The 25422-nt window shown below is 67.6% G+C and carries 13 protein-coding genes; 5 read left to right on the top strand and 8 right to left on the bottom strand.

All coding sequences use genetic code 11. From position 1 onward, the window contains the following. Positions 1–184 precede the first annotated feature (184 nt). From ACK41C_RS20050 to ACK41C_RS20025, 6 genes are all read right to left on the bottom strand, one after another. Positions 185–1606, bottom strand: a complete 1422-nt coding sequence (locus tag ACK41C_RS20050; RefSeq protein WP_409658279.1) for a Glu/Leu/Phe/Val family dehydrogenase — start codon at positions 1604–1606, stop codon at positions 185–187. Between the two features lie 93 nt (positions 1607–1699). Further along, on the bottom strand, positions 1700–3526 hold the full coding sequence (gene ftsH / locus ACK41C_RS20045) for an ATP-dependent zinc metalloprotease FtsH (protein ID WP_409658276.1): 1827 nt from the start codon (positions 3524–3526) through the stop codon (positions 1700–1702). Between the two features lie 113 nt (positions 3527–3639). Continuing rightward, the gene (locus tag ACK41C_RS20040; RefSeq protein WP_409658273.1) at positions 3640–4515 is read right to left on the bottom strand and encodes a ribose-phosphate diphosphokinase; all 876 of its coding nucleotides are present in this window, start codon (positions 4513–4515) and stop codon (positions 3640–3642) included. Then, on the bottom strand, positions 4512–6032 hold the full coding sequence (locus ACK41C_RS20035) for a thymidine phosphorylase family protein (protein WP_409658270.1): 1521 nt from the start codon (positions 6030–6032) through the stop codon (positions 4512–4514). The genes ACK41C_RS20040 and ACK41C_RS20035 overlap by 4 nt, the downstream gene beginning before the upstream one ends. Continuing rightward, complete coding sequence (locus tag ACK41C_RS20030) at positions 6029–7396, bottom strand: MBL fold metallo-hydrolase RNA specificity domain-containing protein (protein ID WP_409658267.1); 1368 nt, start codon at positions 7394–7396, stop codon at positions 6029–6031. The genes ACK41C_RS20035 and ACK41C_RS20030 overlap by 4 nt, the downstream gene beginning before the upstream one ends. Positions 7397–7413: 17 nt before the next feature. Next, on the bottom strand, positions 7414–9807 hold the full coding sequence (locus ACK41C_RS20025) for a xylulose 5-phosphate 3-epimerase (protein WP_409658264.1): 2394 nt from the start codon (positions 9805–9807) through the stop codon (positions 7414–7416). 304 nt (positions 9808–10111) lie between these two features. Here ACK41C_RS20025 and ACK41C_RS20020 point away from each other — a divergent pair, with 304 nt between their 5' ends. Next, the gene (locus ACK41C_RS20020) at positions 10112–12661 is read left to right on the top strand and encodes a cation-translocating P-type ATPase (RefSeq protein ID WP_409658261.1); all 2550 of its coding nucleotides are present in this window, start codon (positions 10112–10114) and stop codon (positions 12659–12661) included. Positions 12662–12687: 26 nt separating this feature from the next. On the opposite strand, the gene ACK41C_RS20015 is transcribed toward ACK41C_RS20020, so the two are convergent. Continuing rightward, the gene (locus tag ACK41C_RS20015) at positions 12688–12987 is read right to left on the bottom strand and encodes a hypothetical protein (RefSeq protein WP_409658258.1); all 300 of its coding nucleotides are present in this window, start codon (positions 12985–12987) and stop codon (positions 12688–12690) included. Between the two features lie 610 nt (positions 12988–13597). Between ACK41C_RS20015 and ACK41C_RS20010 the strand changes: the two genes are divergently transcribed. Then, positions 13598–14059 carry a low affinity iron permease family protein gene (locus ACK41C_RS20010; protein WP_409658255.1) on the top strand — a complete coding sequence of 154 codons (462 nt, stop codon included), beginning with the start codon at positions 13598–13600 and terminating at the stop codon, positions 14057–14059. A gap of 9 nt (positions 14060–14068) precedes the next feature. Here the strand turns inward: ACK41C_RS20010 and ACK41C_RS20005 are convergent, their stop codons facing one another. Beyond that, positions 14069–14377 (bottom strand): hypothetical protein, encoded by a 309-nt coding sequence (locus ACK41C_RS20005; RefSeq protein ID WP_299004546.1) that lies wholly within the window; start codon positions 14375–14377, stop codon positions 14069–14071. A 241-nt stretch (positions 14378–14618) separates the two neighbouring features. On the opposite strand from ACK41C_RS20005, the gene ACK41C_RS20000 reads away from it, so the two are divergent. The 3 genes from ACK41C_RS20000 to ACK41C_RS19990 all read left to right on the top strand — a co-directional run bounded on the left by ACK41C_RS20000 (position 14619) and on the right by ACK41C_RS19990 (position 25214). After that, a complete protein-coding gene (locus ACK41C_RS20000) occupies positions 14619–23204 on the top strand; it encodes a GH36-type glycosyl hydrolase domain-containing protein (RefSeq protein WP_409658252.1) in 8586 nt (2861 codons plus the stop codon). A gap of 353 nt (positions 23205–23557) precedes the next feature. Continuing rightward, on the top strand, positions 23558–24559 hold the full coding sequence (locus ACK41C_RS19995; protein WP_409658249.1) for a 2-hydroxyacid dehydrogenase: 1002 nt from the start codon (positions 23558–23560) through the stop codon (positions 24557–24559). A gap of 202 nt (positions 24560–24761) precedes the next feature. Then, positions 24762–25214 carry a host attachment protein gene (locus ACK41C_RS19990; RefSeq protein ID WP_299004536.1) on the top strand — a complete coding sequence of 151 codons (453 nt, stop codon included), beginning with the start codon at positions 24762–24764 and terminating at the stop codon, positions 25212–25214. Positions 25215–25422 lie beyond the last annotated feature (208 nt).

Raw genomic sequence — 25422 nt, 5'->3', positions numbered from 1 at the left:
AGGCATGGATCTGCGCCGCGTCCGGAACATGTCGAGCGTCTGGCCGCCGTCCAGGAACCGCCAGTGTGGGGCCAAGCGCCTAATCGGCGGCCCCCGCCGTCCTGGGGCGATGCCTGTATCGGGCCATGCGCTGTCGAGGCCGTCGGGAGCGAATTGTGGGCCGACGCCGCGACAGCCCTCAGGACTATGGAAATATCCCCATCCGGGCGTAGCTTTCGGCGATCTTGTCAAGGGCGATGATCAGCGCTGCCGTGCGCAAGTCCGTCCGATGCTGAGCGCTGACGGCGCGTAGCTGCGCAAATGTCGTCGCCATGGTCTCCTCGAGCGCCGAGCGGACCAGGTCCGTCTCGCCGGCGCCCTTCAGCCCGCTGAGGATCTGCGCATCAAATGCATGGCCGGTCGCCCCCGAGACGGCCTCAACGATCCGGTGATAGGCTCCTTGATCGAACCTCTGCTCGATGCGCCCGAAACGGACGTGCGCCAGGTTCTTCAGCCACTCGAGATATGACGCCGTCACCCCCCCAGCATTCAGATATATGTCCGGGATGATCATCAGGCCACGCTGCCGCAAGGCTTGGTCCGCCAGAGCGGTCACAGGCCCGTTGGCCGCCTCGGCGATGATCCGCGCGCGGATCCCCGCCTGGTTGCCGGCGTGAACGGTGTTCTCGAGCGCGGCCGGGACAAGAATGTCGCATTCCACGTTCAGTCCTGCCGCAGCGGAGGGCAGCGTCTCGGCGCCGGGAAGGCCCAAGATGGAGCCAGTCCGGCTCCGGTGCTCGACAATCTCGGTGACCTTGAGTCCGGTCGGGTTGAAGATCGCGCCATCGCGTTCGATGACGCAGACGATCCGCGCCCCGCCTTGCGCGAGAAACGCCGCCGCATGGGCGCCGACATTCCCAAAACCCTGGATGACGACCGTCTTGCCGTCCAGGCCGGGCGCCAAGCCCAGTTTTCGCATGTCCTCTTCCTGGGCGCAGGCTTCACGCAGGCCGTAAAAGACGCCGAGTCCCGTGGCCTCGGACCGCCCACGCAGGCCGCTCAGGGCGATCGGCTTGCCGGTCACGCAAGCCAGTGCGTCAAGGTCGCCGCGGCTCATCTGACGGTAGGTGTCCGCGACCCAGGCCATCTCCTGCGGCCCGGTGCCATAGTCAGGCGCAGGCACATCAACACCTGGGCCGATCATGTTTCGCCTTATGAGTTCGAACGTATAGCGTCGTGTGATCCGTTCCAGCTCGCCGGCGGAGAATTCGTCGCGGTCGATCTGGACGGCACCCTTCGCGCCGCCGAACGGCACGTCCATCAACGCACATTTGTAGGTCATCAGCGCCGCCAGCCCGATGATCTCATCAGAGTCGACGTTGGGGCTGAAGCGAATTCCGCCCTTGGTGGGAAGCCGATGGTCGCTGTGCTGGGCGCGCCACGCCTTGACGACCTTGACGCTCCCATTGTCCCGACGAATCGGAAAGGCGAACTCGCACACCGTGTTGCACGCTCGGACTTGGGCGAGCAGCGTGCGGTCGTGCTTGGTGTAGGCCGCCGCGCGGATCACCGCCTGATCGACTTGCTCGTTCAGCCGAGCGGAGGTGTCGGCGCCTCTGTACTCCATGTGTTCACCGCCCTTCCCGGTTCGGCGCTCGTAGCCAAGCCGCTCGGCGCGCGCCGATCAGCCAACGCCCGGGCAGGAAGGGCGCGCCCTGGCTCACGCTCGCCGAGCCTCGCTCGAGGCCGGTCCATCTTGAACCAGGCGTTGCAGTTCAGCCTCGTCGAGGGTTTCCTTCTCCAGCAGCAGCTTGGCGCCGCGCTCGAGCGCCGCGCGGCGGCTTTCGAGGATTTGCACCGCGCGCGCGAAGACCGCCTCCACCATGGCGCGCACCTCTTCGTCGATCGCGTCGGCCGTGGCCTCTCCGAAGTCGTTCTCCCGCATGAACGGAGGCGGAGCATCTCCGGCGCTGAGAAAGGTCCGAGGCTCTCGATCATAGGAGACAGGCCCAAGCCGCTTGGACATGCCGTAGCGCGTCACCATGCTTCGCGCGATATCGGTCACCTTGCGAAGGTCGTCCGCGGCGCCGGTCGACAGATGTCGGAAGATGATCCATTCGGCGGCGCGACCGCCCAGGAGCGCGCACATCTTGTTCTCCAGCTCCTCCCGGGTCATCAGAAAGCGGTCCTCGGTCGGGCGCTGGATCGTGTAGCCGAGCGCCCCCACCCCGCGCGGGATGATCGAAACCTTGTGCACCTGCTCGACCCCCGGCAGCGTGAGGCCCACCAGGGCGTGACCCATCTCATGGTGCGCCACCACCTCGCGCTCCTTCGGATTCAGCAGGCGGTTGCGCTTCTCCAGGCCAGCGACGATCCGCTCCACGGCTTCGTTGAAATCCGCCAAGGTTATCGCGTCGGCGCGGCGCCGCGTGGCCAGGAGCGCCGCTTCATTGACAAGGTTGGCGAGGTCAGCGCCCGTAAAGCCGGGCGTTAGGGCCGCGACCTTCTCGAGATCGACGTCCGGCGCGAGCTTCACCCTTCGGGTGTGCACCCGCAGAATATCAATCCGACCCTTCTTGTCCGGTCTGTCCACAAGCACCTGGCGGTCGAAGCGCCCGGCCCGCAGCAGCGCTGGGTCAAGGATTTCGGGCCGGTTCGTCGCAGCGAGCAGCACCAGCCCCGTGCTGGAATCGAAGCCGTCCAGTTCCACCAGCAGCTGATTGAGCGTCTGCTCTTTCTCATCGTGCCCGCCCCAGGCGTAGAGGCCGCGGGCGCGCCCCAAAGCATCGAGCTCGTCGATGAAGATAATGGCCGGCGCGCGCTCGCGGGCCTGCTGGAACAGGTCGCGCACCCGCGCCGCGCCGACACCCACGAACATTTCCACGAACTCCGATCCGGAGATCGAGAAGAAGGGAACCTTGGCTTCCCCCGCCACCGCCTTCGCGAGCAATGTCTTGCCGGTGCCCGGCGGCCCAAGGAGCAGTATTCCCTTCGGCATTCGGCCGCCCAGGCGGCTGTACTCTTGCGGGCTCTTCAAGAAATCGATGATCTCCTGAAGCTCGGCTTTCGCCTCGTCCACGCCGGCAACATCGCTGAACGTTACGCCGGTGTCGGCTTCAACATAGACCTTCGCCCGGCTGCGCCCCACCTGCATCAATCCGGCCGGCCCTGCCTTGCGAGAGAGCCAGGCCCAAAGGCCAAAGAACAGCAGGACCGGAACCACCCAGGAGAGCAGATCGCGCAGGAAGGTACTCTCGACCTGGCCGCTATAGACGACACCGTACTTGTCAAGCTCACGGGCAAGCTCGGGCTCGACGCGCGCCGAAACGAAGGCGCTCTTGCCCTGCACGGGCTGCTTCAGCCGGCCTTGGACGAACTCGTCCGAAATCCCCACCTCGGCGATCTTGCCTTCGCGCAGCAACCGTTCGAACTGGCTGTACGGAATTTGAGCCACCTGGGTGGCGACGCCGATGTAGTGCTGGATGGCCAACACGCCGAGGAATGCGATGAGCCAATAGGCCACATGGAATCGTGCCTGCTTGTTCATCGCCGGCTCACGAGGCGGACTGCGGGCAAGGCCGCGCGACGCCGGCCCAAGGTGTCAGGTAAATCGCGCCCGGCGCCCCACTGTGTTTGGTCTGACGAGAGGATCTGCATGCTCTAGATTCCTGACAAGCCATCGGCCAGCATACGAGCAATCGAAATGCCGTTCGAAGGGTGTGGAACGCTATCGGTCGTGACCACCGTCGCGGCGAGCGCCGACAGCCGCTCGAACGCATCCTGGGCGAAGAGCCCATGCACAGCTAAGCAAACCGGCCTCCCCAGCCCTGCGGCCTGAAGCATTCTCGCCGCCTGGATCATCGTCGTCCCTGAAGAAATGATGTCATCGATCAGCACGGGCTGGCGTCCGGAAAACGTCGCCAGCGCTGGCAGCTCAATTTCGACTTGGCGGTCTGCGCGGCGCACCTTGGTCAACACGGCGAAGGGCGCTGCTGCGCGATCTGCGACGGCCTCAACCCACTGACGGCTCTCGACGTCCGGTCCGATCAGCAGCGGTCGCTCGACGTTCACGCGCACCCAGTCGGCCAGTAGCGGTGCTGCGTGGAGCGCTCGCGCCGGGATGTCGAAAATCTCGCCAAGCGCGCGGATCCGATGCAGATGCGGATCGACCGTCACCAAGCCTTCGAAAGCGTGAGACAGCAGGCGCGCGAAATGGCGGGCGCTGATGGCCTCGCCCTCCGCAAATGCGCGGTCTTGACGCATATAGGCCAGATAAGGCGCCACCAACACAACGCGCCTCGCGCCGGCATCGCGCGCCGCTCCAGCCGCAAGCAGCAATCGAAGAGTCCGCCGATCCGGATGCGCCAGGGTGCAGACCGCATAGACCTCGTCCCCCAGGACGGCCCGCCCGAGGCGCACATAGGTCTCGCCGTCCGGGAACCGGCGAGTGCGGAGACCGCAAAAGGCGCCGCCAGTCTGGACCGCGAGCCAACGGGCGAGCCGCTCGTTGCCCGGCAAGGCGAGGAAGACCTTCAAAGCTCGACTCCGATGATGTCGGGGTTGGCGCGCGCATATTCGCCGGCGTAATCGAGCTCGCCCACCGCCTGGGCATGGAGCGTCATCATGGCCTGGCCCGCAACGACCTCGTCGCCAATCTTCACGTGCAGCTCCAGCCCGGCGGCCTTCGCTTCAGGCGCGCCGGCGAGCTTGGCCAGCTTGGCCAGCTTGCGGTTGTTCAGATGCACCACGGTTCCGGCGTGCGACGACGGTAGGACCCGCGTCAACGGCGCCCGAGGCGGTGAGCGAAAGGCGCCTTGCGCGCGGCAAATCGCCTGAAACTTCGCCCAGGCCCGGCCATCATCCAGCGCCGCCCTGGCCAGGTCGACGCCGCCGCCTTCGCACGCGGCCCCGCCCAATTCGAGCACCGCGCCGGCCAAGGCGAGGGCGCGCTCCCGAAGATCGCGCGGCGCCTCCGGCGCCCCCTGGAGCACCGCCAGGACGTCCCGCGCCTCCAGCGCCGGGCCGATGCCGCGCCCGACCGGCTGCAAGCCATCAGTGATCACGCAACGGACCTGGAGTCCGAAAGCGCGGCCGACGCTGACAAGCCGCTCGGCCAAGGCCTGCGCATCCGCCGGCGTCCGCATCTTCGCCGTCGGCCCGACCGGGATATCGATGACCACGTGATTGGAGCCTGCTGCGATCTTCTTGGACAGGATCGAGGAGACAAGCTGTCCCTCGGCGTCCATCTCTAGCGTGCGGCCCATCCTAGCGATGATCTCGTCGGCAGGGCTCAGCGACATCCTTCCGCCCCAGACAAAGCAGCCACCCTCCATTTCGACGACCTGACGGACGGCGTCGATCTCCAGGTCGACGCGGGTCAGCACCTCCATGGTGTCCGCAGTGCCCGCCGAGGAGGTGATCGCGCGCGACGAGGTCTTGGGGATGACGAGGCCGAGGGCGGCGGCGATCGAGACCACGATCGGCGTGGTGCGGTTGCCCGGCAGTCCGCCGATTGAATGCTTGTCGAGCACGACCGGCCGCTTCCAGGTGAGGCGCCTTCCCACGTCGACCATGGCGCGCGTCAATTCCGTCGTCTCGTTCAGGTCGAGCGGCAACGCAGAACAGGCGGTGACAAACGCCGCCAGATGCGCCTCGGCATAGCGGCCTTCGACGATGTCCCGAAGGATGGCGGAGAAATCCGCCGGCCCAAGGCGCTCGCCAAAGATCCGGCGCCGCACCCGAGCCAGCGACTCGAGCGGAAGCGGGTGTCGAACCTCGACCTCGGCGCCGCTCTCCACGCCGAGCCTTGCCCAGGCGGCTTCCGAAAGGCCGATTTCGTTGGGCCGCAGGACCTTTGAAGTAACATGGTACAAGGTGGCAGTGATCGTGGCGGTTGGCCCGCTCACCACCACCTGCGATCGGGGGGCCAACCCTTCGGCGTGGCTGACCGGCGAGTCTGCCCGCACCAGGGCGACGGGCTCGTCCTGCGTCACCAGCCCGAACCGGCGCGCCGCGAGCCGGGTCTTGCGGAGGTCGCCGCCTGGATCCGTCATGCGGCCAACTCATAGCGTCTGAAGGGCTCGGCGACCGTGCACCGCCAGCCCAGTTGGCGGCTGATCCGGTCACGCAGCGCCTCCGATGCGGCGGGCTCGCCATGGACGATGAAGGTTTCCCGCGGCGGCCCTTCAAAGGCTGACAGCCAACGCAGAATCTCCTCGGCGTCGGCATGTGCGGAAAGCATCGACAAATGTACGACCTCTGACCGGATCGGCCACCACTGCCCGAACATCTTGATCTCGCGAGCGCCGGCCACGAGCTTGGCGCCGCGGGTGCCGACAGCCTGGAAGCCGGTGAACAAGAGGGTGTTTCGCCGGTCGCCGCCGAAAGCCTTGATGTGGTGCAGCACCCGACCGCCGCTCGCCATGCCGCTCGCCGAAATGATGATCTTCGGCATCGCGTTGGCGCTTAGCGCCTTTGAGCCCTCGACCGTCCTGACATACTGCGCCACGGCGCATGTGGCCCGGCAGGCGCCCTCGGACAGCCGGTGCTCGTCCGCATGCCGGGCCAGGAGATCTGTCGCATCGATGGCCATCGGGCTATCGAGAAAGATGGGGACTAGCCCGAGCCGGCCCGCCGCCTTGAGCCGCCAGAGGTGGTGAAGAATTTGCTGGGCGCGGCCCACGGCGAAGGCCGGGATAACGACCGTGCCGCCGCGCCCGATGGTCCGCTCGACGACGGCGAACAGCGCCTCAGCTGGGTCGGTCCGTTCATGCACCCGATCCCCGTAGGTCGATTCCAGCACGAGATAGTCGGCGTCTCGGACCGGCTCCGGGTCGAGCATCACGGCGTCGTCGTAACGTCCAAGGTCGCCCGAGAACACCACTGTCCCGGCTTCCAGGCGAAACCGCGCGGTGGCGGCGCCCAGGATATGGCCAGCGCGCGCGAACCTCAGATGGACGCCCCCGCCCAGGTCCCGCTCCACGCCGGCGGCCTGGGTTGCGAGCGCCCGTAAGCTCCGTTCCGCCTCCTGAACAGTGTAGAGCGGCAAGGCCGGATGGTGCTTGCTGTAGCCGTAGCGGTTCGCCTGCTCGGCCTCGCGCTCCTGCAAGTGGGCGGCGTCGCGCAGGAGAATGCGGCAAAGGTCGGCCGTCGCCGGCGTGCACAGCACCTCGCCGCGGTAACCGTCGCGGATGAGCCTGGGCAGATATCCGCTATGATCGAGGTGGGCGTGGGTCAGCACCACCCGACCGATGCTCTTCGGGGGCGTCGGAAACGGGGCCCAGTTCCGCTCGCGCATCGCCTTCAACCCCTGGAAGAGTCCGCAGTCGACGAGGATTCGCTGGCTTTTCCCCTCGAGGAGATGACGCGAACCGGTGACCGTCCCGGCACCACCCAAACATTGCAGGCTCAGCGCCATCGCCCTCTCCTCCGCAGTCAGCCTGGACCGGCTGCCCGATCGTCGACTTGACCTAGCGCAAGTCCAGCGCCCGCGCGGAGCGCTTGCGGGTCGCCGGCCCCATCCAGCGCCGAGCGCTCGGCCGCGGTCAGCAGGCGTGCCTCATCGACGCCGACGAGCGCCGCCGCGCTGCGCACGAGATGAGCGAATGTGCACCGGTTCGCGAACAGCATGCCGAACAGGTCCAGCGTTCCTCCGCGGTTCTGAAAACCATGGGCGCGCAGGCGGCCCGGGCCGCCGTCGATCCGGCGAAGCAGGCCGAGCAAGGGCTCGGGGCGCGTGTGCGCCACGAGCACCCGACGCGCGCTGCGCGGGAACATCGCGTCGAGCCGTTCATCCGGCAAGGTGACCGACGCTTCCCATTCGTCGCGGGGCGTTCGCAGGCGGGCCGGCTCCAACAGCGCCGTAAGCCGCACCGGCACGCCCGCGGCGCGAAGGCGTGAGCTCGCCGCCTCGGCTTGAGCCAGTTGGTAGGCGCCCACCGCGAGGAACTGCACGGCCGGCGCGGCGTCATGACCGATCTCGACTACCCCTTCGCGCAGGGCCTCATCGGCCGCGCTTGGAGACAACCGAGCCGCCACCTCGCCTTTAGGCGCCACCACGCAACCGACGACGCCCCGCTGCGCATAGAGGCTCCGCAGAGCCGCGACGGCCGTAGCGCCATCCACTGGAAAGAGCACTCGCGCGACATCCGCCATCTCGCCGAGCATGGCCTCGCCAATCGTCGGATCCTGATGCGACTGCTGGTTCTTGCCGTTCTCCCACGTATGCGAAGTGGCCAGGAGTGGGACGCCGAGCCACCCGGGGGCATACCCAGCCTCCTTCCGCTGGCGCGCGAAGATGATCTCCTGCCGGAGGGCCCCCAGCATCTTGGGGGCGAACGCCTCGTAGGTGACGATGAGATTGAGGCCGCCCTTGTTGGCGAGCGCGGCGCTGGCCACAGCCTCCTCGTTCAGCGCGGTGATGACCGCCCCGTCCACCGCCTCGGGCGCCCCCGGTTCGGGACGGTTCACCCGATGCTTGAACCGCGCCAGCGCGGCGCTCATCCGATTGCTGCTCAGTTCGTCAGGGTTCCCGATCCGAAGCCGCAGGTGCGAATTGGCCTCCGCCAGCGCGACGAACCAAGCATCGATGGCCGCCATCGGCGACACCAGCTCCGTGGGAGGGCCTTGCTCCTCCGGAAACACCGGCGTCGCCGTCCACCGCGTCGCAAGCGGATTGTCCCGCTCCGCCGGCCGCTCCTGCTGATCGCGGAGCGCAAAGACGGCTCGCGCGGCGTTCAGCTCTTGCGGTGCGACGTACAGCGCCGCCGCCCCCTCGTGAAAGAGGCGGAGCGACTTGGCGTCGACGCGCGGGGAGGCCGGCAGCGGCAGATTGTGGGCCGCCAGGGTTCCGGCGCCTGGAAACCCATAGCCCTTGACTGTCGTTGCGATCACATAGGGCAGGCGGACTGGGTAGACGGCTGCGCCACTTTGGACGGCCGCGGCGGCCGACGCCAGTCGCTGCTCGCACTCGAGAATCGCCCAGGCGAACGCCGCAGGATCGCGGCCGTCGATCACGAACGGATCGAAGCCGTTGGCCCGCAGATGTTGCGTCAACCAGCCGGCCCCTCCATCCTGAGCGATTTCCGTGCGCTGCTCGATCCGCCGACCATTCAGGATCATGATCGGAACGACGAGGCCGCAGTCCTCGGCCCGCCACCAACGGTCCGACCAGTCGCCGCCGCGCTGCTCCTCGAAGGCCCCGTCGCTCAGGAACGCGACCAAGCTCTCGCCGGGAAGCGGCATGTGCACGTACTGGATCTCGGCGAAACCAAGATAGCCGCCCTCCGCCAACGCGCCGCCCGTGTGGGGTGTCAGGTGACTGCCGAGCGGTCGAAGCGGCCGGCCCGCCGCGTCGAGCTCATAGCTGTAGAAATCCGCGCAGAGGCGTGAAAGCCCCGCTTCGTCGGGGCCGTAGCGGCCCTCTTGCGCGGGCGACAGATTGCCGGTCAGGGCGTTCACCGCCTCGATAGCGGCGGCGCAATGGCCCTGCCCCAGCAACCAGCCGCGCGTCTGCGCCGTGATCAGGTTCGCGGCGAGATAGCCCACATAGGCCGGTACGACGTTGAGCGCGCCTCCAGTGTGCCCCTGAGGCTTGGCCTTGAAGGCCTCAATCGGCAGGGGCGCGCCGGAGAGGTCCACCCGTCGAGCGTAGGTCATGTGGGCGACGGTCCACATCCCCGCGCTGGCGAGACGATCTGCGGCCGCCAGGACTCGAAGGACCATCTCACGATCGAACCGGTCCGAAAGCCCCTGCACCCGTCTGCAGGTTTCCTCCGTGTGCAAGATCCGTCCATAACCTTCCGCCCAGCGGATATAGTCGGATGTCATTCCTGTCTCCATCGAGCCCCCTTTGAAGCGCGTCGGGCCGCAACCTGAGCTGCTGCGACATCACTTAGAGCGGGTTATGGCGACGCAAGGACCTGGACCCTAGGCGGCCCGGAGGCGCGCGAAACACCGGCCGGTGCGATTGAAGCGCCGGGATCGGGCGGGCTTTGCCTTGGACCCAGCCGCCAGCGCCCTAAGACATAAGGAAACTGGAAACCCTTGGACTCCCGATCCTACGGCGTGCGCCTATCCTGGGTGCGAACGGTCGAGATCGACGAAAACCCGCCCGCAGACCCCCGAGGCATTAATGGAGACTCCTACGACGCGCGGCCTGAGCTCAATGCAGGCCGCCGAGCGCTTCAAGCAGTTCGGCCCCAATGAGATCGCCAGGCCGCATGGCCGTAATCTGCGCAGGATCGCACTCGACACCCTGCGTGAGCCGATGTTCCTGCTGCTGGTGGGGGCGGCGGCGCTCTACCTTGTGCTGGGGGATGTCGGCGAGGGACTCTTCCTCCTCGCCGGGGCGCTAGCTTCGATTGGACTGGTGATCGTCCAGGAGGCGCGGAGCGAGCGGGCCCTGTCGGCGCTTCGCGAGATCGCCCAGCCGGTGGCGAGGGTCATCCGCGACGGGGTCGAAAAGCGGCTTCCGGCGCGTGATCTCGTGCCCGGCGACATCCTGTTGATCGGTGAAGGCGAGCGCGTCGCCGCCGATGGCGTACTGGTCGGTGGTGAGGTTCTCAGCGTCGACGAGTCCGCATTGACAGGGGAGTCCGCGCCGGTCGCGAAACAACCCGCCAGCGACGCTCAAGCCGTCATCCCCGAAGTCGCGCCCGGCGCCGAGGGGGGGCCATTCGTCTTCGCAGGGACCCTGGTCGTGGGCGGGCAAGGGGTTGTGGAGGTTCTCCGGACTGGCGCGGCGTCGGCGCTGGGGCGGATCGGAGATTCGATGGCTCAGCTTGGCCACGAACCAACGCCGCTCCAGAAGACCGCCGGACGCGTGGTCGGTTGGCTCGGCGTCGCGGCCGTGGCGTTCTGCGGACTGGTGGCCCTTGCCTACGGCGTACAACAACGAGATTGGGTCGCCGGGGTGCTCGCGGGCGTGACCTTTGCAATCGCCATGATCCCGGAAGAGTTTCCGATGGTGCTGGCGGTCTTTCTCGCCCTCGGCGCCTGGCGGTTGGCCGCCCACCACGTGCTCGTGCGACGCAGCGCGGTGATCGAGACTCTCGGGGCCGCCAGCGTCTTGTGCGTGGACAAGACCGGCACCCTGACGGAAAACCGGATGCAGGTGTCGCGCCTCTGGACCGTCGACGGCGACGTGCAGGCCCAATCGGCGACGCTGCCGAGCTCGGCGACAGCCTTGCTGCGCCTAGCGGCCTATGCCAGCGCATCGCGGCCCGTCGATCCCATGGACAAGGCGATCCGTGCCCTCGCCGAAGGCGCGCCGACCGGGGAGCCCATGCGATCCTGGCCCCTCCGGCGCGAGCTCCTCGCGGTCGTGCAGCTTTGGAAGACGACGGACAACGCCTATCTGGCGGCGGCTAAGGGCGCGCCTGAAGCGATCTTCCGGCTTTGCCGACTGTCCAAAGAGGAAACCGATCGGTTGGAGCGCGTACTGCAGGCCTACGCCCACGAAGGCTTGCGTGTTCTCGGGGTGGCCTCGTGCGCTGGGGTGGGGGCCTTCCCCGACCAGCCCGATCAAGCCGCCTTCAAGTTCGAGGGCCTGGTGGGCTTTCTTGATCCATTGCGCAGCGACGTGCCCGACACCCTCGCGGCGGCCCGCGCCGCGGGGATCAAGGTGATTATGATCACCGGCGACCATCCGGCGACCGCGCTCGCCATCGCGCGTAAGGCGGGGTTCGACACCGAGGCGGGCATCCTGACTGGGGCGCAACTCGCGGCCCTGCCTCAGGATGAACTGTCCCGGCGCATCGCCCAGGTGCGGGTCTTCGCCCGGATCGCACCTGAGCAGAAGTTGACGCTCGTTACGGCGCTGAGGGCCTCCGGGGAGGTGGTGGCGATGACCGGCGACGGGGTCAATGACGCCCCCGCCCTCGAGGCCGCCCATATCGGCATCGCCATGGGTCGGAGGGGTACGGATGTGGCGCGCGAGGCCGCCGACCTGGTGCTCCTCGACGACAGTTTCGCGTCGATCGTCGGCGGCGTCAGGCTTGGACGACGGATTTTCGCCAACCTACGGCGGGCGCTGATCTACATCACTGCGATCCACCTGCCCATCGCCGGCCTCGCGCTGGCGCCGCTGCTACTCGGCTGGCCGCCGATGCTGCTGCCGATGCACATCGTGCTTCTCGAACTGGTGATCGACCCGACCTGTTCGCTCGTGTTCGAGGCCGAGCCCGAGGATCCTAGCGCGATGCAGCGGCCGCCCCGCAGACCCGACGAACTGCTGTTCGGCCCTTGGCAAATGGTGATCGCGCTGGTGCAAGGCGCAGGCGTCCTGATCGGTGCGCTGGGTGTCTATGGGTGGTCGCTCGTCCGGCCCGGCGCGACCGAGTTTGAGGCTCGCGGCGCAGGCTACGTCGCCCTGGTCATAGGTGTCCTGGCGCTCGCGCTCGCCGACTCCGCGCGAATCGGGCGCCTCTTCGCTCCGCACCGAAGGGTCTTCTGGGGCATAGCCGGGGCGGTGCTCGCGGTGCTCGCGGCAATCCTGCTTGTTCCCGATCTCACCGCGATCTTCGCGATCTCGCGGCCGACAGCGACCCACCTCGCCCTTGCCATGGCGGCGGGCGTCCTCGCGGGCGGTTGGACAGGACTTGGCCGACTGACCCACGCCCGGGGGAAAAATGCCTCGGCAAAGGCTCCGCCGAGCCGCCCCCTGGCAAACGGAGCGCCTTGAGATCAGCGGCACAACATGCCTTCGCGTCAGCTCGCCTTGCTGGTCGAGCCGATGTGCCCGACGCCGACACGGGGCTCGACGGCATGGCTGCGGGGCCGCCCCTGTATGCCGCGGATCATCGGTGACCGTATCCTTCTGAACCCGACACCATCGAACGCCCCGGCCGACAGTTTGCGGGTGAAGAGGTCAATCACGGTGGCCAAGTACAGCCAACCCTCGCTGGTGGGCATGCTGGCGAGTTCGATAAGGCAAGCCTGGTTGGCCATTTGGGCGGTGAAATTGCAGCCGAGGCGGTAGGCACGATCGGATGGCCGTGGTGGCGCCATCGGTCATGCGTCTGTACCGGGGTAAGGCCGCAAGACCCGGACCGCGCACATCACCCGAACCGGCCAAACCCACCTATGCTCATCGACGAGCCAATCGTTCTCGGGAGGCGATGAGAAGACGAGCGGGGCTCTTACGGGGAGCGCCCGCCCCTCACCTTCCGCCCGCATGCGGCGCTGGATGAGAGAAGACCCCTGCAAGACGCCGATCGCCATGCTGGGGATCCATCTCGGCAAGAACAACTGAAGCATGGCCGGCCTTAACGAGGCCGGCGCCTCGGTGATGCGCCGGAAAATGACTCGGGACAGCGTCATGGCGCTCAGGTTCGCCTGACCGCCAACGCATTGTGCCGTTGACTTGATGTATCTCAAAAAACGTTCGCGCCATCGGCGCACGCTAAGCCCTGAAGTAGAAATGTTCCCGGCCGCAAGTATCCAAAGGAAGCGCCGATGCCTCGCGATCCGATCACCCCATCAACCCTCAGCGATCGCCCCTCCGATGGGTCGCCTCGAGCATATCGATGTGCGGGCGCGGCGACGCGCCCGCTGCCACTGCCGACCGACCCGGCGATTGAGCTCCAAGCGGCGCTGAGACGGGTTCGTTAGCTGCCCAATGGACTTGGACCGCGCCTTCTCGAACTTCGCCAGCCGGATTGCCCGGCTGGCCGGCAGTGCGCCAGCCTTCGCCGCCTGTGTGCTCGTCGTCGTGGCTTGGCCGGCGACCGGTCCGCTCTTCGACTTCTCCGAATCGTGGCAGCTGGTCATCAACACGGGCACCACGATTGTGACCTTTCTGATGGTGTTTCTGATTCAGAACACTCAGAACCGCGACAATCTTGCCCTGCAGACCAAGCTCGACGAGCTTATTCTCACCTCCGAGGCGGAGAACGAGTTCATTCGGTATCGAGCGCCTGACGGATCGCGAACTCGAGCAACTGCACGCCCGCTGCGCACGGGCCGCGGCCTTGAACGAGAAGTTGGCGCTGCGCGCCCGGGAGGAGATGTCCAGCCATCGACAGGTTCAAGGCGAGGAGCACGCGCCCTGAACCCGTTGACGCCGCCACAGCGCCCCTAGTTCGACGAGCTAGGCTCGCTTGCGGCGCGCGACGCCCAGCAACGTGATCAGCGCGGTCGCCGCCGACAGCGCAGCCGCCGCCGTGGCGATCGGATGCGCCCTGGCCTCAGCCGCGGCCTTCCCTGCCATCTCTTCGACCTCCCGGGGCGCTTTCTCCGCCAGCGCCTGGGCCGCCTTGCGAAGCGCCTGAGCGGCCTGAGCGACGGCCGTCTCGGCATCGTCGCTGAGGTCGTCCGCCGCGGCCCGCAGCGCCTTCGACACGTCCTTCAGGGAATCTTCCAACTCCTGCTTCGCCTTGCGGGTAAGCGACTTCGACATGGCTCATCTCCTGGCCGGTGTATCTCTCGCGCAACCTCGGGCCGCTGCGAGCCGCACGACTTGATCGGCGTCAACTGCGAGGCGCCGAGCGAGTTTCCTGCCGGGCGATAGAGGCACGCGTGGCGCGACAGCGACAGCTCGAGAGCGCCCAAGTGAGGCGGCCAGCGGCGCGCAAGTTGATGCCGATCAAGATGACCAAGGTCACGCTCGGATTTCCTTCGCGTGGGCGAACTCGCTCGACGTGAAAGGCCTGCGCGTGTTCGACATCTCTAATCTCATGCACGGGCTCCAGGTGGGAAACCGTCGCGCCGTCTGGGCGAGCTCGGCGCCTATTCGCGCCGAGCTCTTCAGCCCCGAACGCCTGGAAGCCCATGCGCGTAGTTTGGCCGAGGCCCAGGGCGCGGGCCGCCCCGGTCGCGGACACGCGCTGTCCCGCCGCCTCGCGCAAAACCAGCGGCTGCTGATCGAGGCCTATCGGGACACCTTGGGAGCGCTCGAGGAGGGCGCGGCCATCACGCCCGCCGCCGAATGGCTGATCGACAACTTCCACCTGATCGAGAAGCAGATCCGCGAGATCCGACTGGACCTGCCGCCGAGCTACTACCGGCAACTACCGAAGATCGCGAGCGGCCATCTGGCAGGCTATCCGCGGGTGTTCGGGATCGCCTGGGCGTTTGTCGCCCACACGGACAGCCGCTTCGACACCGATCAGTTTTGCCGCTTCCTGCAGGCCTACCAGGATGTCGCGCCGCTAACGATAGGGGAACTCTGGGCCCTGGCGATCACGCTGCGGATCACGCTGGTTGAGAACCTGCGCCGGATCGCTGAACGCGTGATGGCCAGCCGCGCAGGGCGAGCGGCGGCGGACGCATGCTGCGATCGGATACTCGGGCTGACAGGAGGGGGGCCGGAAGCGGCGGACAAGGTGTTGCGGCCTCAAACCGTGCCCCGATTGAGCGACGCCTTCGCAGTGCAGGTCTATCATCGCCTTCGGGACCAGGACGCGCTGGCGGCTCCGGCCCTGAGCTGGCTCGACGATCAGCTCGCGCGACGGGGCGCCACGGCCGATCAGGTGATCCATGACGAGCAGCAGCGCCAAGTCGCTGCGAGCGCAACGGTGCGCAACATCGTGACCAGCCTGCGGCTGATTTCCGACGTGGACTGGGCCGACCTGGTGGAGCGGATCAGCCTCGTCGATGGGGTGCTCAGGGCGGGCAGCGCCTTTGGCGACATGGATTTCGCGACGCGCAACCTCTACCGCACGGCGATCGAACAGCTGGCGCGGGGATCGGGGCGCAGCGAGCTGGACATCGCCCGGCAGGCAGTGGCCGCCGCGGGGCGGGCGAACGATCTCACGGGGGAAGGGCGGCGCTGCGATCCCGGCTATCATCTCGTCGGCCCCGGCCGAACGGCGTTCGAATCGACGATCGACTTTCGGCCGCCGCTTCGAGCCTGGCCCGGCCGGATCATGCATCGGCTCGGGCTCAGCATCTATGTCGCGGCGTTCGTCGCCGTGGCTCTGCTCCTCCTCGCGCCAGCGCTCGCAATCCTGCAACACCTGGGCGCGAGCGGCGCCCTCTTGGTCGCTCTGGGCGTGCTGGGCAGTTTCCCCGCGCTCGACGCCGCCATCGCCCTTGTGAATCGCGGCCTCACCGGCGGCCTTCGCGCGACGCCCCTGCCGGGGCTGGAACTTAAGGGCGGCGTGCCGCAGCGGCTGCGGACCGTTGTCGCCACACCCGTGCTGCTCGGCGACCTGGCGCAGGTCGACGAGCTGATTGAACGGCTGGAAATTCACTACCTGTCGTGCCCGGAGGGCCATCTGCACTTCGCCCTGCTCTCGGATTGGCCCGACGCCGACGGCCCGACCGCTCCTGGCGACGATGAAATCTTCAACGCCGCCGCAACAGGTGTCCGGCGCCTCAACCAGACCTATGGACCGGCGCCCGGGGGCGATCGCTTCCTGCTCCTCCACCGGCGGCGTGTCTGGAGCGACAGCGAAGGCCGGTGGATGGGGTGGGAGCGTAAGCGCGGCAAGCTTCACGAGCTGAACCGGCTCTTGAGGGGCGCAAGCGACACCACATTTCTTCCCGTCCGGGACCAGATCGTCCCGCAAGGCGTACGCTACGTCGTCACCCTCGATTCCGACACGCGCCTCCCGCGTGACACGGTGCGCCGGCTGATCGGCAAGCTCGCCCACCCCCTCAATCGCCCCCATCTTGATCCGGTACGACGCCGGGTGACCGAGGGGTACGCGATCCTTCAGCCACGCGTCACGCCCGCCTTGCCCCAGAGCCGCGAAGCCTCGCTGTTCCGGCGGGTCTTCGCCAGCCCCGGCGGCATCGACCCCTACGCAGCCGCCGTCTCGGACGTCTATCAGGATCTCTTCGGCGAGGGCTCCTTCACCGGCAAGGGCATCTATGAGATCGACGCATTCGAAGGCGCCCTGGAGGGGAGAGTTCCCGAGGCCACTCTCCTCAGCCACGATTTGTTCGAGGGCGTTTTTGCACGGGCGGGGCTCGCCTCCGACGTCGAGGTCGTGGAGGATTTTCCGGATCGCTACGACGTCGCCGCCGTCCGCCATCATCGGTGGGCGCGCGGGGACTGGCAACTTCTGCCCTGGATCCTGGGCCTGCCTCCGGCGCCCGACGGGCCAAAGAGAAGGACCGGCGTGCCGGCGCTCGGACGCTGGAAGATGGTCGACAACTTGCGGCGAACCCTGTCGCCCGGCGCAGCGCTCACCAGTCTCTGGCTCGGATGGATGGCGACGCCCCCCGCCGCAGCCGCGTGGACCGCCTTCATCGTGGCCGTCTTCGCCATTCCACCGTTCATTCCACCCTTGGCCGCCATCGGCCGTCGCCGGCCGGGCGTGCCTCTGCGGGCGCGCTTCGCTGTCCTAGGGACCGATCTGCGTCTCGCGGGCCTGCAAACAGCGCTTTTGACCATCTTCCTGGCCGATCAGGCTTGGCTCATGGGCGATGCGATCGCGCGCACGCTGTGGCGGGTCCTGGTCTCACGCCGCCATCTTCTCGAATGGACGCCCGCAGCCCAGGCTGCAGCAACCCTTCCATTCAGTCTTGAAGCCTTCTACCGCCGGATGGCCCCAGCCGCCCTCGCAGGTCTCGGGGCGCTCGCCTGGGCCGCCGCTGGAGGCGGGTCAGCCTGGGCCCTTGCAGGCGCGTTCGGACTCATGTGGGCGACCTCGCCAGCGGTGGCGTTCTGGATCAGCCGCCCACCCATACCGCACGCCAAAGCCGCGCTGTCGGACCAGGAGATCGCGCAGCTGCGGCGCATCGGCCGGCGCACATGGCGCTTCTTCGAGACCTACGTGACGCCAGCCGACAACATGCTGCCGCCGGACAATTTTCAGGAGGATCCCGAAGCGCTAGCCCATCGCACATCGCCGACCAACATCGGGCTTTACCTGCTCTCCGTCATAGCCGCGGCGGATCATGGCTGGCTAGGACTGGCGGACGCTCTCGCGCGCCTGGAGGCGGCCTTCGGCGCACTCGACAAGATGGCCCGTTTCCGCGGGCATTTCTTCAACTGGTATGACACGCGTACGCTGGAGCCGCTGGAGCCGCACTACGTCTCCTCGGTGGATAGCGGCAACCTCGCCGGCCACTTGGTGGCGCTCGCCAATGCGATGGACGATTGGTCGTCCCGCCCGCCCGCCGCGAGCGCGCGCCTGACGGGCGTCTCCGACGTGATCGAGGTCGCCCTCGAGGAAGCGGCGGCGGCCAGCGACAGTGGGAGCGCAGCGGCGCGCAAGCGGCTGCGGGCCGCGCTCGACCGCCTGCGCCAACAAGCCAGCGCCCTCGGCGCAGTCGAAGAGCCGATCATGGAGGCCCTGGGCGGCCTGTCGGCGCCGGCGTCGGCGGCTCAGCGGGCCTCGGACGCCCTCGCGACCGAAGTCGACGCCCGGCGGCACGATCCTCTGGCCTTCTGGGTCAGCGCCATCTCGGCGACCCTCGCCAGCCATGGTCGCGATCAGGCTGAGAGCGGGTCGCTGCTGCCGTCGCGATTGAACAGCATCGCCCAAAGGGCGCGACGTCTGGCGCGCGACATGGACTTCACATTCCTGCTCAACCCGGAGCGGATGTTGCTCTCCATCGGTTATCGGGCCGCAGACGGCGAACTCGACCCGAGCTGCTACGATCTGCTCGGTTCCGAAGCTCGGCTGGCTAGCTTTCTCGCCATCGCCAAGGGCGACGCCCCACCCCGCCATTGGTTCCGGCTCAGTCACGCGGTGACCCCCGTGGCGCACGGCGTCGCGCTGGTTTCTTGGTCGGGCTCCATGTTCGAGTACCTCATGCCTTCGCTGGTGATGCGCGAGCCGCCGGGCAGCTTGCTGGAGACAACGAACCGGCTCGTCGTGCGGCAGCAGCAGGCCTACGCCGCAGAGCTGGGCGTCCCGTGGGGTATGTCGGAGGCGGCCTACAACACCCGCGACCTTCATCTGAACTATCAGTATATGAGCTTCGGCGTCCCTGGCCTCGGCCTTAAGCGCGGCCTCGATGAGCATGTGGTGGTGGCGCCCTACGCCACCGCTTTGGCCGCCATGGTCGAACCGAGGGCGGCTCTGAAGAACTTCGCGACCTTGCAGAGCCTTGGCGGTCTCGGAGCCCACGGCTTCTACGAGGCGATCGATTACACGCCGACAAGGGTGCCCGAAGGTCAGAAGCACACGATCGTGCGCGCCTATATGGCGCATCACCAGGGCATGACCATCGTCGCGATCGCCAACACGCTGGCGAATGGCCGCATGCAGACCCGCTTCCATGCCGAGCCCGTCGTGCGGGCGACGGAGCTCCTGCTCGAGGAGCGTATGCCGCGCGAGGTGGTGGTCAGCCCGCCGCCCGTCACCCGGCATAGCGCGACGGGGCCTGCGCCAGAGTTCGACGCAACCGGTCTGCGACGCGTCGCCTCGCCCTACACCCCGGCGCCGGCCACGCACGTGCTCTCCAACGGCCGCTACTCGGTCATGATCAGCGCCGCTGGGGGCGGTTACAGCCGTTGGGGCGACATAGCCATCACGCGCTGGCGGGAGGACGCCACCCAAGACGCATACGGGGCCTATGTCATCGTACGTGATGTCCACAGCGGTGCAGCGTGGTCGGCAGGCCATCAGCCGATCGGCGCAGAGGCGGATAGCTATCAGGCGGCCTTCAGCGAGGACCATGTGGAGATCTCTCGCCGCGACGGGACTATCACCACGAGACTGGACGTACTGGTTTCCGCAGAAGACGAGGGCGAGGTCAGGCGCGTCTCGATCACCAACGCGGGCCTCGCCACACGCGAGTTCGAGCTGACGTCCTTTGCGGAACTGGCGCTCGCCCCCCAGGCCGCCGACGCCGCCCATCCGGCGTTCTCGAAGCTGTTTGTGGAGACCGAGCACCTGCCGGCCGCCGGCGCCCTTCTGGCGACCCGCCGGCGACGGTCCCCTTCCGAGCCCGAAATCTGGGTCGCGCATTTTGCAATCGTCGAGGGTGAGCCGGCGGGGCGGCCAGAGTTCGACACCGACCGCGCTCAAATCCTCGGTCGCGGCTTCGATGCGAGCACGAGTCCGCACCTTCGCAACGGCGGGCCTCTTGGCGGCGCAACCGGCCCCGTACTCGATCCCGCGTTCGCCCTGCGCCGCCGGATCAGGGTCCCGCCGGGGGGCACCGCGCGGATCGCCTTCTGGACCTTGGCGGCCTCCTCTCGCAACGGCATTCTCGACCTGATCGACAAGCACCACGAACCGGCGGCGTTCGAGCGCGCCGCCGACCTCGCCTGGACACAGGCACTCGTTCAGCTGCATCACCTTGGGGTGACCCGGACCGAAGCCGCCCTCTTCCAGGACCTGGCTTCCCGCATGATTTACCCGTCCGCGGACCTGCGCGCACCAGCAGATATCCTCGCACGCGGTTTGGGCGATCAGCCGGGTCTCTGGCGCGTCGGCATCTCCGGAGACCTCCCTATCATTGTCCTTCGGGTGGCGGGGCTGCACGACCTCGGCGTGGCCCGCCAACTTGTGAAGGCGGGGGAATATTGGCGCACGAAGCAGCTCGCCTTCGATCTCGTGCTCCTGAACGAACGCGCGGCTTCCTATGTCCAGGACCTTCAGGTCGCCCTGGAATCCCTGGTGCGCACGGCGCAGGCGCGCGGGGGGCTGGGCGGCCAGGCGCCCGCCGGACGCACCGTAGTGCTGCGAGCCGATCTCGTGGCGGACGAAACGCGAACTTTACTGCTCTCGGTGGCGCGCGTGGTGCTGTCGGCCCAGGAAGGAACGCTCGCCGAGCAGCTGGAGCGAGTGCCCAAAGCCGAAGGCCCCCGCCCGGCGACCGCCCCGAGCCAACCTACAGCGGCGCACCCCCCCGCCCCTCCGCCGCCGAAACTCGAATTCTTCAACGGACTGGGGGGATTCGACCAGGACGGCCGCGAATACTGCGTACTGCTGGAGGCCGGGCAAACGACGCCAGCGCCCTGGATCAATGTCGTCGCGAACCCGGAATTCGGCTTCCAGGTCTCGGCCGACGGCGCCGGCTACACCTGGCGACGCAACAGCCGCGAGCACCAGCTCACGCCCTGGTCCAACGATCCCGTCTGCGATCCTACAGGCGAGGCTCTCTATCTGCGCGACGAGGAGACCGGCGCGCTCTGGTCGCCGACCGCGGCCCCGATTCGCCTCGAGGACGCGACCTATCTCGCCCGGCACGGTCACGGCTACAGCCGCTTCGAGGCTTGGGCCCATGGCCTCGAAACCGAGCTGCTTCAGTTCGTGCCGCTCGATTCGCCGATCAAGATCATGCGGCTGCGGATCCGCAACGCCTCATCGCGCAGCCGTCGCATCGCCGTCGCCGCCTACGCCGAATGGGCGCTGGGCCCGTCACGGTCTGGCATGGCGCCGTTCACGACCACCCGCCGGGATGACGCGACGGGGGCGCTCTTTGCCCGCAACGCTTGGAACCCAGCCTTCGGATCAGCCGTCGCGTTCGCCGATCTGGGGGGGCGACAGGAGAGCTGGACGGCCGACCGATGTGAGTTCATCGGCCGCAACGGTTCGCTCCGGGCGCCGGCCGCGCTGCGGCGCTCCGGGGCCCTGTCGGGCGAAACCGGCGCCGGGCTGGATCCCTGTGCTGCATTGAAGACCACCGTCGAGGTCGCCCCGTCCGAAGCTCATGAGATCCTCTTCCTCCTCGGCGAAGCGGACAGCGCCGAGGCCGCGCGCGCGCTCGTAGCCAAGTATCGCGCCGCCGATCTGGACGCCGTCCTCGCGGCGGTCAAGCAGCGATGGGACGGCCTCTTGCAGCAGGTCCAGGTCAAGACGCCGGATCGCGCGCTCGATGTAATGCTCAACGGCTGGCTGCTCTATCAGGCTCTGTCCTGCCGCCTCTGGGCGCGATCAGGGTTCTACCAGGCCAGCGGAGCCTATGGGTTCCGCGATCAACTCCAGGACGGCCTGGCCTTCGCCGCGCTGGAGCCGCAGCTGACGCGGGAGCACCTGTTGCGCGCCGCCGGACAGCAGTTCTCGGAAGGCGACGTGCTGCACTGGTGGCTGCCCCATTCAGGGCAAGGGGTGCGCACAAGGATCTCCGACGACCGGCTTTGGCTTCCCTACGCCACGGCCCACTATGTGAAGACCGCCGGGGATGCGGAGGTGCTCGACGCGAGCGCGCCGTTTCTGAACGGCGCGCCGCTTCAGCCGGACGAGACGGAACGCTTCTTCCAGCCCGAAACAGGCGACGAGCCCGCCACCCTCTACGAGCATTGCGCGCGCGCCCTGGATGTCAGCCTGGCGTTCGGCGGTCATGGGCTGCCGCTCTTCGGGAGCGGCGACTGGAACGATGGCATGAATCGCGTGGGCGAGCGGGGACTCGGCGAGAGCGTGTGGTTGGGTTGGATGCTGCACGCCACGCTCTCGGCCTTCCTGCCCCTCGCGCGAGCGCGCGGCGACCGAGCCCGGTGTCGCACTTGGGAGACGCACCTCACCGCCCTACAGGCGTCGCTGGAGCGGCACGCCTGGGACGGTGAATGGTACCGGCGCGGATGGTTCGACGACGGCGCGCCGCTCGGATCGGTCGCGAGCGACGAGTGTCGCATCGACGCTATCGCCCAATCCTGGGCCGTGATCTCGGCCGCAGGCTCGCCTGCGCGCGCGGCGCAGGCCATGGCGTCCGTCGTGCGACACCTGATCCTTGAGGACGAACAACTCGCCCTTCTCTTCACGCCGCCCTTCGACCGGACGTTGCGCGATCCCGGCTACATCAAGGCGTATCCGCCGGGTGTGCGAGAGAACGGCGGCCAATATACGCACGCGGCGGCCTGGTCGGTGATGGCGTTCGCCGCGCTCGGCGATGGCGATGCCGCCGAGCGGCTTCTGGGGCTGCTCAATCCGGTCAATCACGCGCTGACCCGCCAAGCCGCGCAGCGCTACCGGGTCGAGCCCTATGTTGCGGCTGCTGATGTCTACGCCGCACCGGGACATATCGGCCGCGGCGGCTGGACCTGGTACACCGGCTCAGCCGCCTGGCTGCATCGCGCCGGCCTGGAGAGCCTTCTCGGCCTGCGCCGCGAAGGCCAGGACCTTATCGTCGATCCTTGCATACCCAGGCGCTGGCCAGGCTTCGAAGCGACCGTTCGGACGGGCCGCAGCCGGTATCGCATCGTCGTCGAGAATCCGGCCGGGGTGTGCCGGGGGGTCGTCACCGCAACCCTCGACGGCGTGGCGGTCGCCGGGCGGCCGGCCCGCATCGCCCTGCGCGATGACGAACGCGATCACACCCTGACGCTTCGCCTGGGCATGGACGCGACTCGCCCTCTGACGGCCGGCGGAAATCCGTCTTGACGTGCGTCAATTCGGCTTGGCCCCGAAGGGGCATCCTATCGACGGGCCAATACAGTTCAGAGCGCGGTCGCCATGGTCGAGACAATCTGTTTCCGGGTGGTCAAGGAACCCTACGGTTGGGCTGTACGGCTCGGAGAGGGTATGATGACGCCCTTCGGCTCGCGTGACTCTGCGTTGGACCATGCAAACGGTGTCGCAGAGGCGCTGCGGCGGCGCGGCGAGCACGCCGAGGTCGTGCTCGAAGAACGAGCGTTCTGTGCAGATCGGCCTTCGTGGCCCGGGCGTAGCCGATTTCCCAGCTTTTGGAGCTGAGCCCTCGCTTGCGGGGCTCGCGAGGTTGGAAGGAGCCGCTATTGCGGGTCGCAGTGTTCAGCGCGCGGCGGTACGACGAGGTTTTCCTTGGCAAGGCTAACCGAGCCGCGAAGCACCAGCTGACCTTCTTCGAGAGCCCCTTGACGCCGCACACCCAGGGGCTGTTGGCCGGCTTCGAGGCGGCGTGTGTGTTTGTGAACGACGTCATCGACGCCAAGGTGCTCCGCCATGCCGCAGCCCAAGGCGTTCGCCTCGTGGTTCTTCGCGCGGCAGGGTTCAACAACGTGGATCTGGAGGCGGCCCGGGACGCGGGGGTTCACGTGGCCCGGGCGCCTACCTATTCGCCGCACGCGGTCGCCGAGCATGCCCTGGCGTTGATGCTGACGCTCAATCGTAAAACACATCGCGCCTACAACCGCGTCCGCGAGGGCAATTTCGCCTTGGACGGACTGATGGGATTTGACCTGCACGGCAAGACCGCGGGCGTGGTCGGTGCGGGCGCGATCGGCGGCGTGATGGCCCGCCTGCTGAAGGGCTTCGGCTGCCACGTGCTTGCGAGCGACCCGGTCCCCGACGCTGCGCTCGCGAGAGCAGGGGTGGAGTTCGTGGCGTTCGACGATCTGCTGGCCAAGGCTGACCTGATCTCCCTGCATTGCCCGCTCACCGCGGGGACCCGGCGCCTCATCGACACAAGCGCCATCACCCGCATGACGCGGGGCGTGATGCTCATCAATACGAGCCGCGGCGCGGTCATCGACACTCGGGCGGTGATCCGCGCACTGAAGGCCGGCGTCATCGGCAGCCTCGGCATCGATGTGTATGAAGAAGAGGAGGGCCTCTTCTTCGACGACCGCTCCGACCAAGTGATCGCCGACGATGTATTTGCGCGCCTGCTGACCTTCCCGAATGTGCTGGTGACGGGGCATCAGGGCTTCTTTACAGCGGAAGCGCTAACGGCGATCGCCGAGGCGACGATCGGCAACGTCACCGCTTTCGAACGCAACGGTCATGCGCTCCATGAAGTCCCGCATCGTCGAAGTTAGGGCAGCGGCGGACGGGAAGGGTCTACGGCGTCTTGAAGTGCTCAAGGCGCGCGATACATCCGTACTTGGGGCGAGGGTTTAAATTGGGCCGCGGTCGTCGGGCCGTCCGCGGAAGCATCGACCGGGACATGGATCGGTTCGGAAACGCCTCCCCGGACCCTCTCCGATCGGCGGCGACGAGGCCGAGCAGGGAGCAGAGTTCGTGACACACTCCACCGAGACCCTCATCATCCTCGCCGACGGCGCGCGGGCGCGCGGTCTAGCCGAACGCCGGCGTTACGGCCGGCTCACTGAGCTTGATGCCTGGACGCTTTTCGCCGACGAGAACGATCGACATCGGGCCCGCACTCCCGGCGGTGCCGTGTTCGACCGGTTCGGTTACGGGCGGGACAATATCCACGACGCCCCGCCCGCGGACGCCGCCGAACGACGCTTTCTGGAGGGCGTCGCCGAGCGCATCAACGCCGGCGCCGCCGCCGGCGCGTTCGAACGCCTGGTTCTCATCGCCCCGCCTCGAGCGTTGGGGGTCCTTCGGCACGCGCTCAAGCCAGCCGTCGCCCGACGCATTGAGGTGACGGATGATCACGAGCGCATCGGCGCCAGCGCCCAGGAGATCCGCCTCCTCCTGCGCGATCTCAGGGTTCCCGACCGCTGACGCGCCACGGCTGGTCGGCGGGGGGCCGCGCCTTCCGTCCACACAGTCGTGAGCGCTTCGACTCGAATATGGAGGGTTGTCCATGCCGCGCTCCGACCTAGGTCTGACCGCAAGTTCGGCTGGAAGGACACGGCTTGGCGCCCCCCCGCCTCCTCTGGCGTCTCCCCTTCAATCCTCTTGACGCGAGTTCCCCCATGAGACCGCTCAG

This window comes from Phenylobacterium sp., assembly GCF_046290725.1.
Classification (GTDB): domain Bacteria; phylum Pseudomonadota; class Alphaproteobacteria; order Caulobacterales; family Caulobacteraceae; genus Phenylobacterium.
The sequence above is the reverse complement of the archived record's forward strand: the minus strand, read 5'-3'. Positions and strand labels throughout refer to the sequence as shown.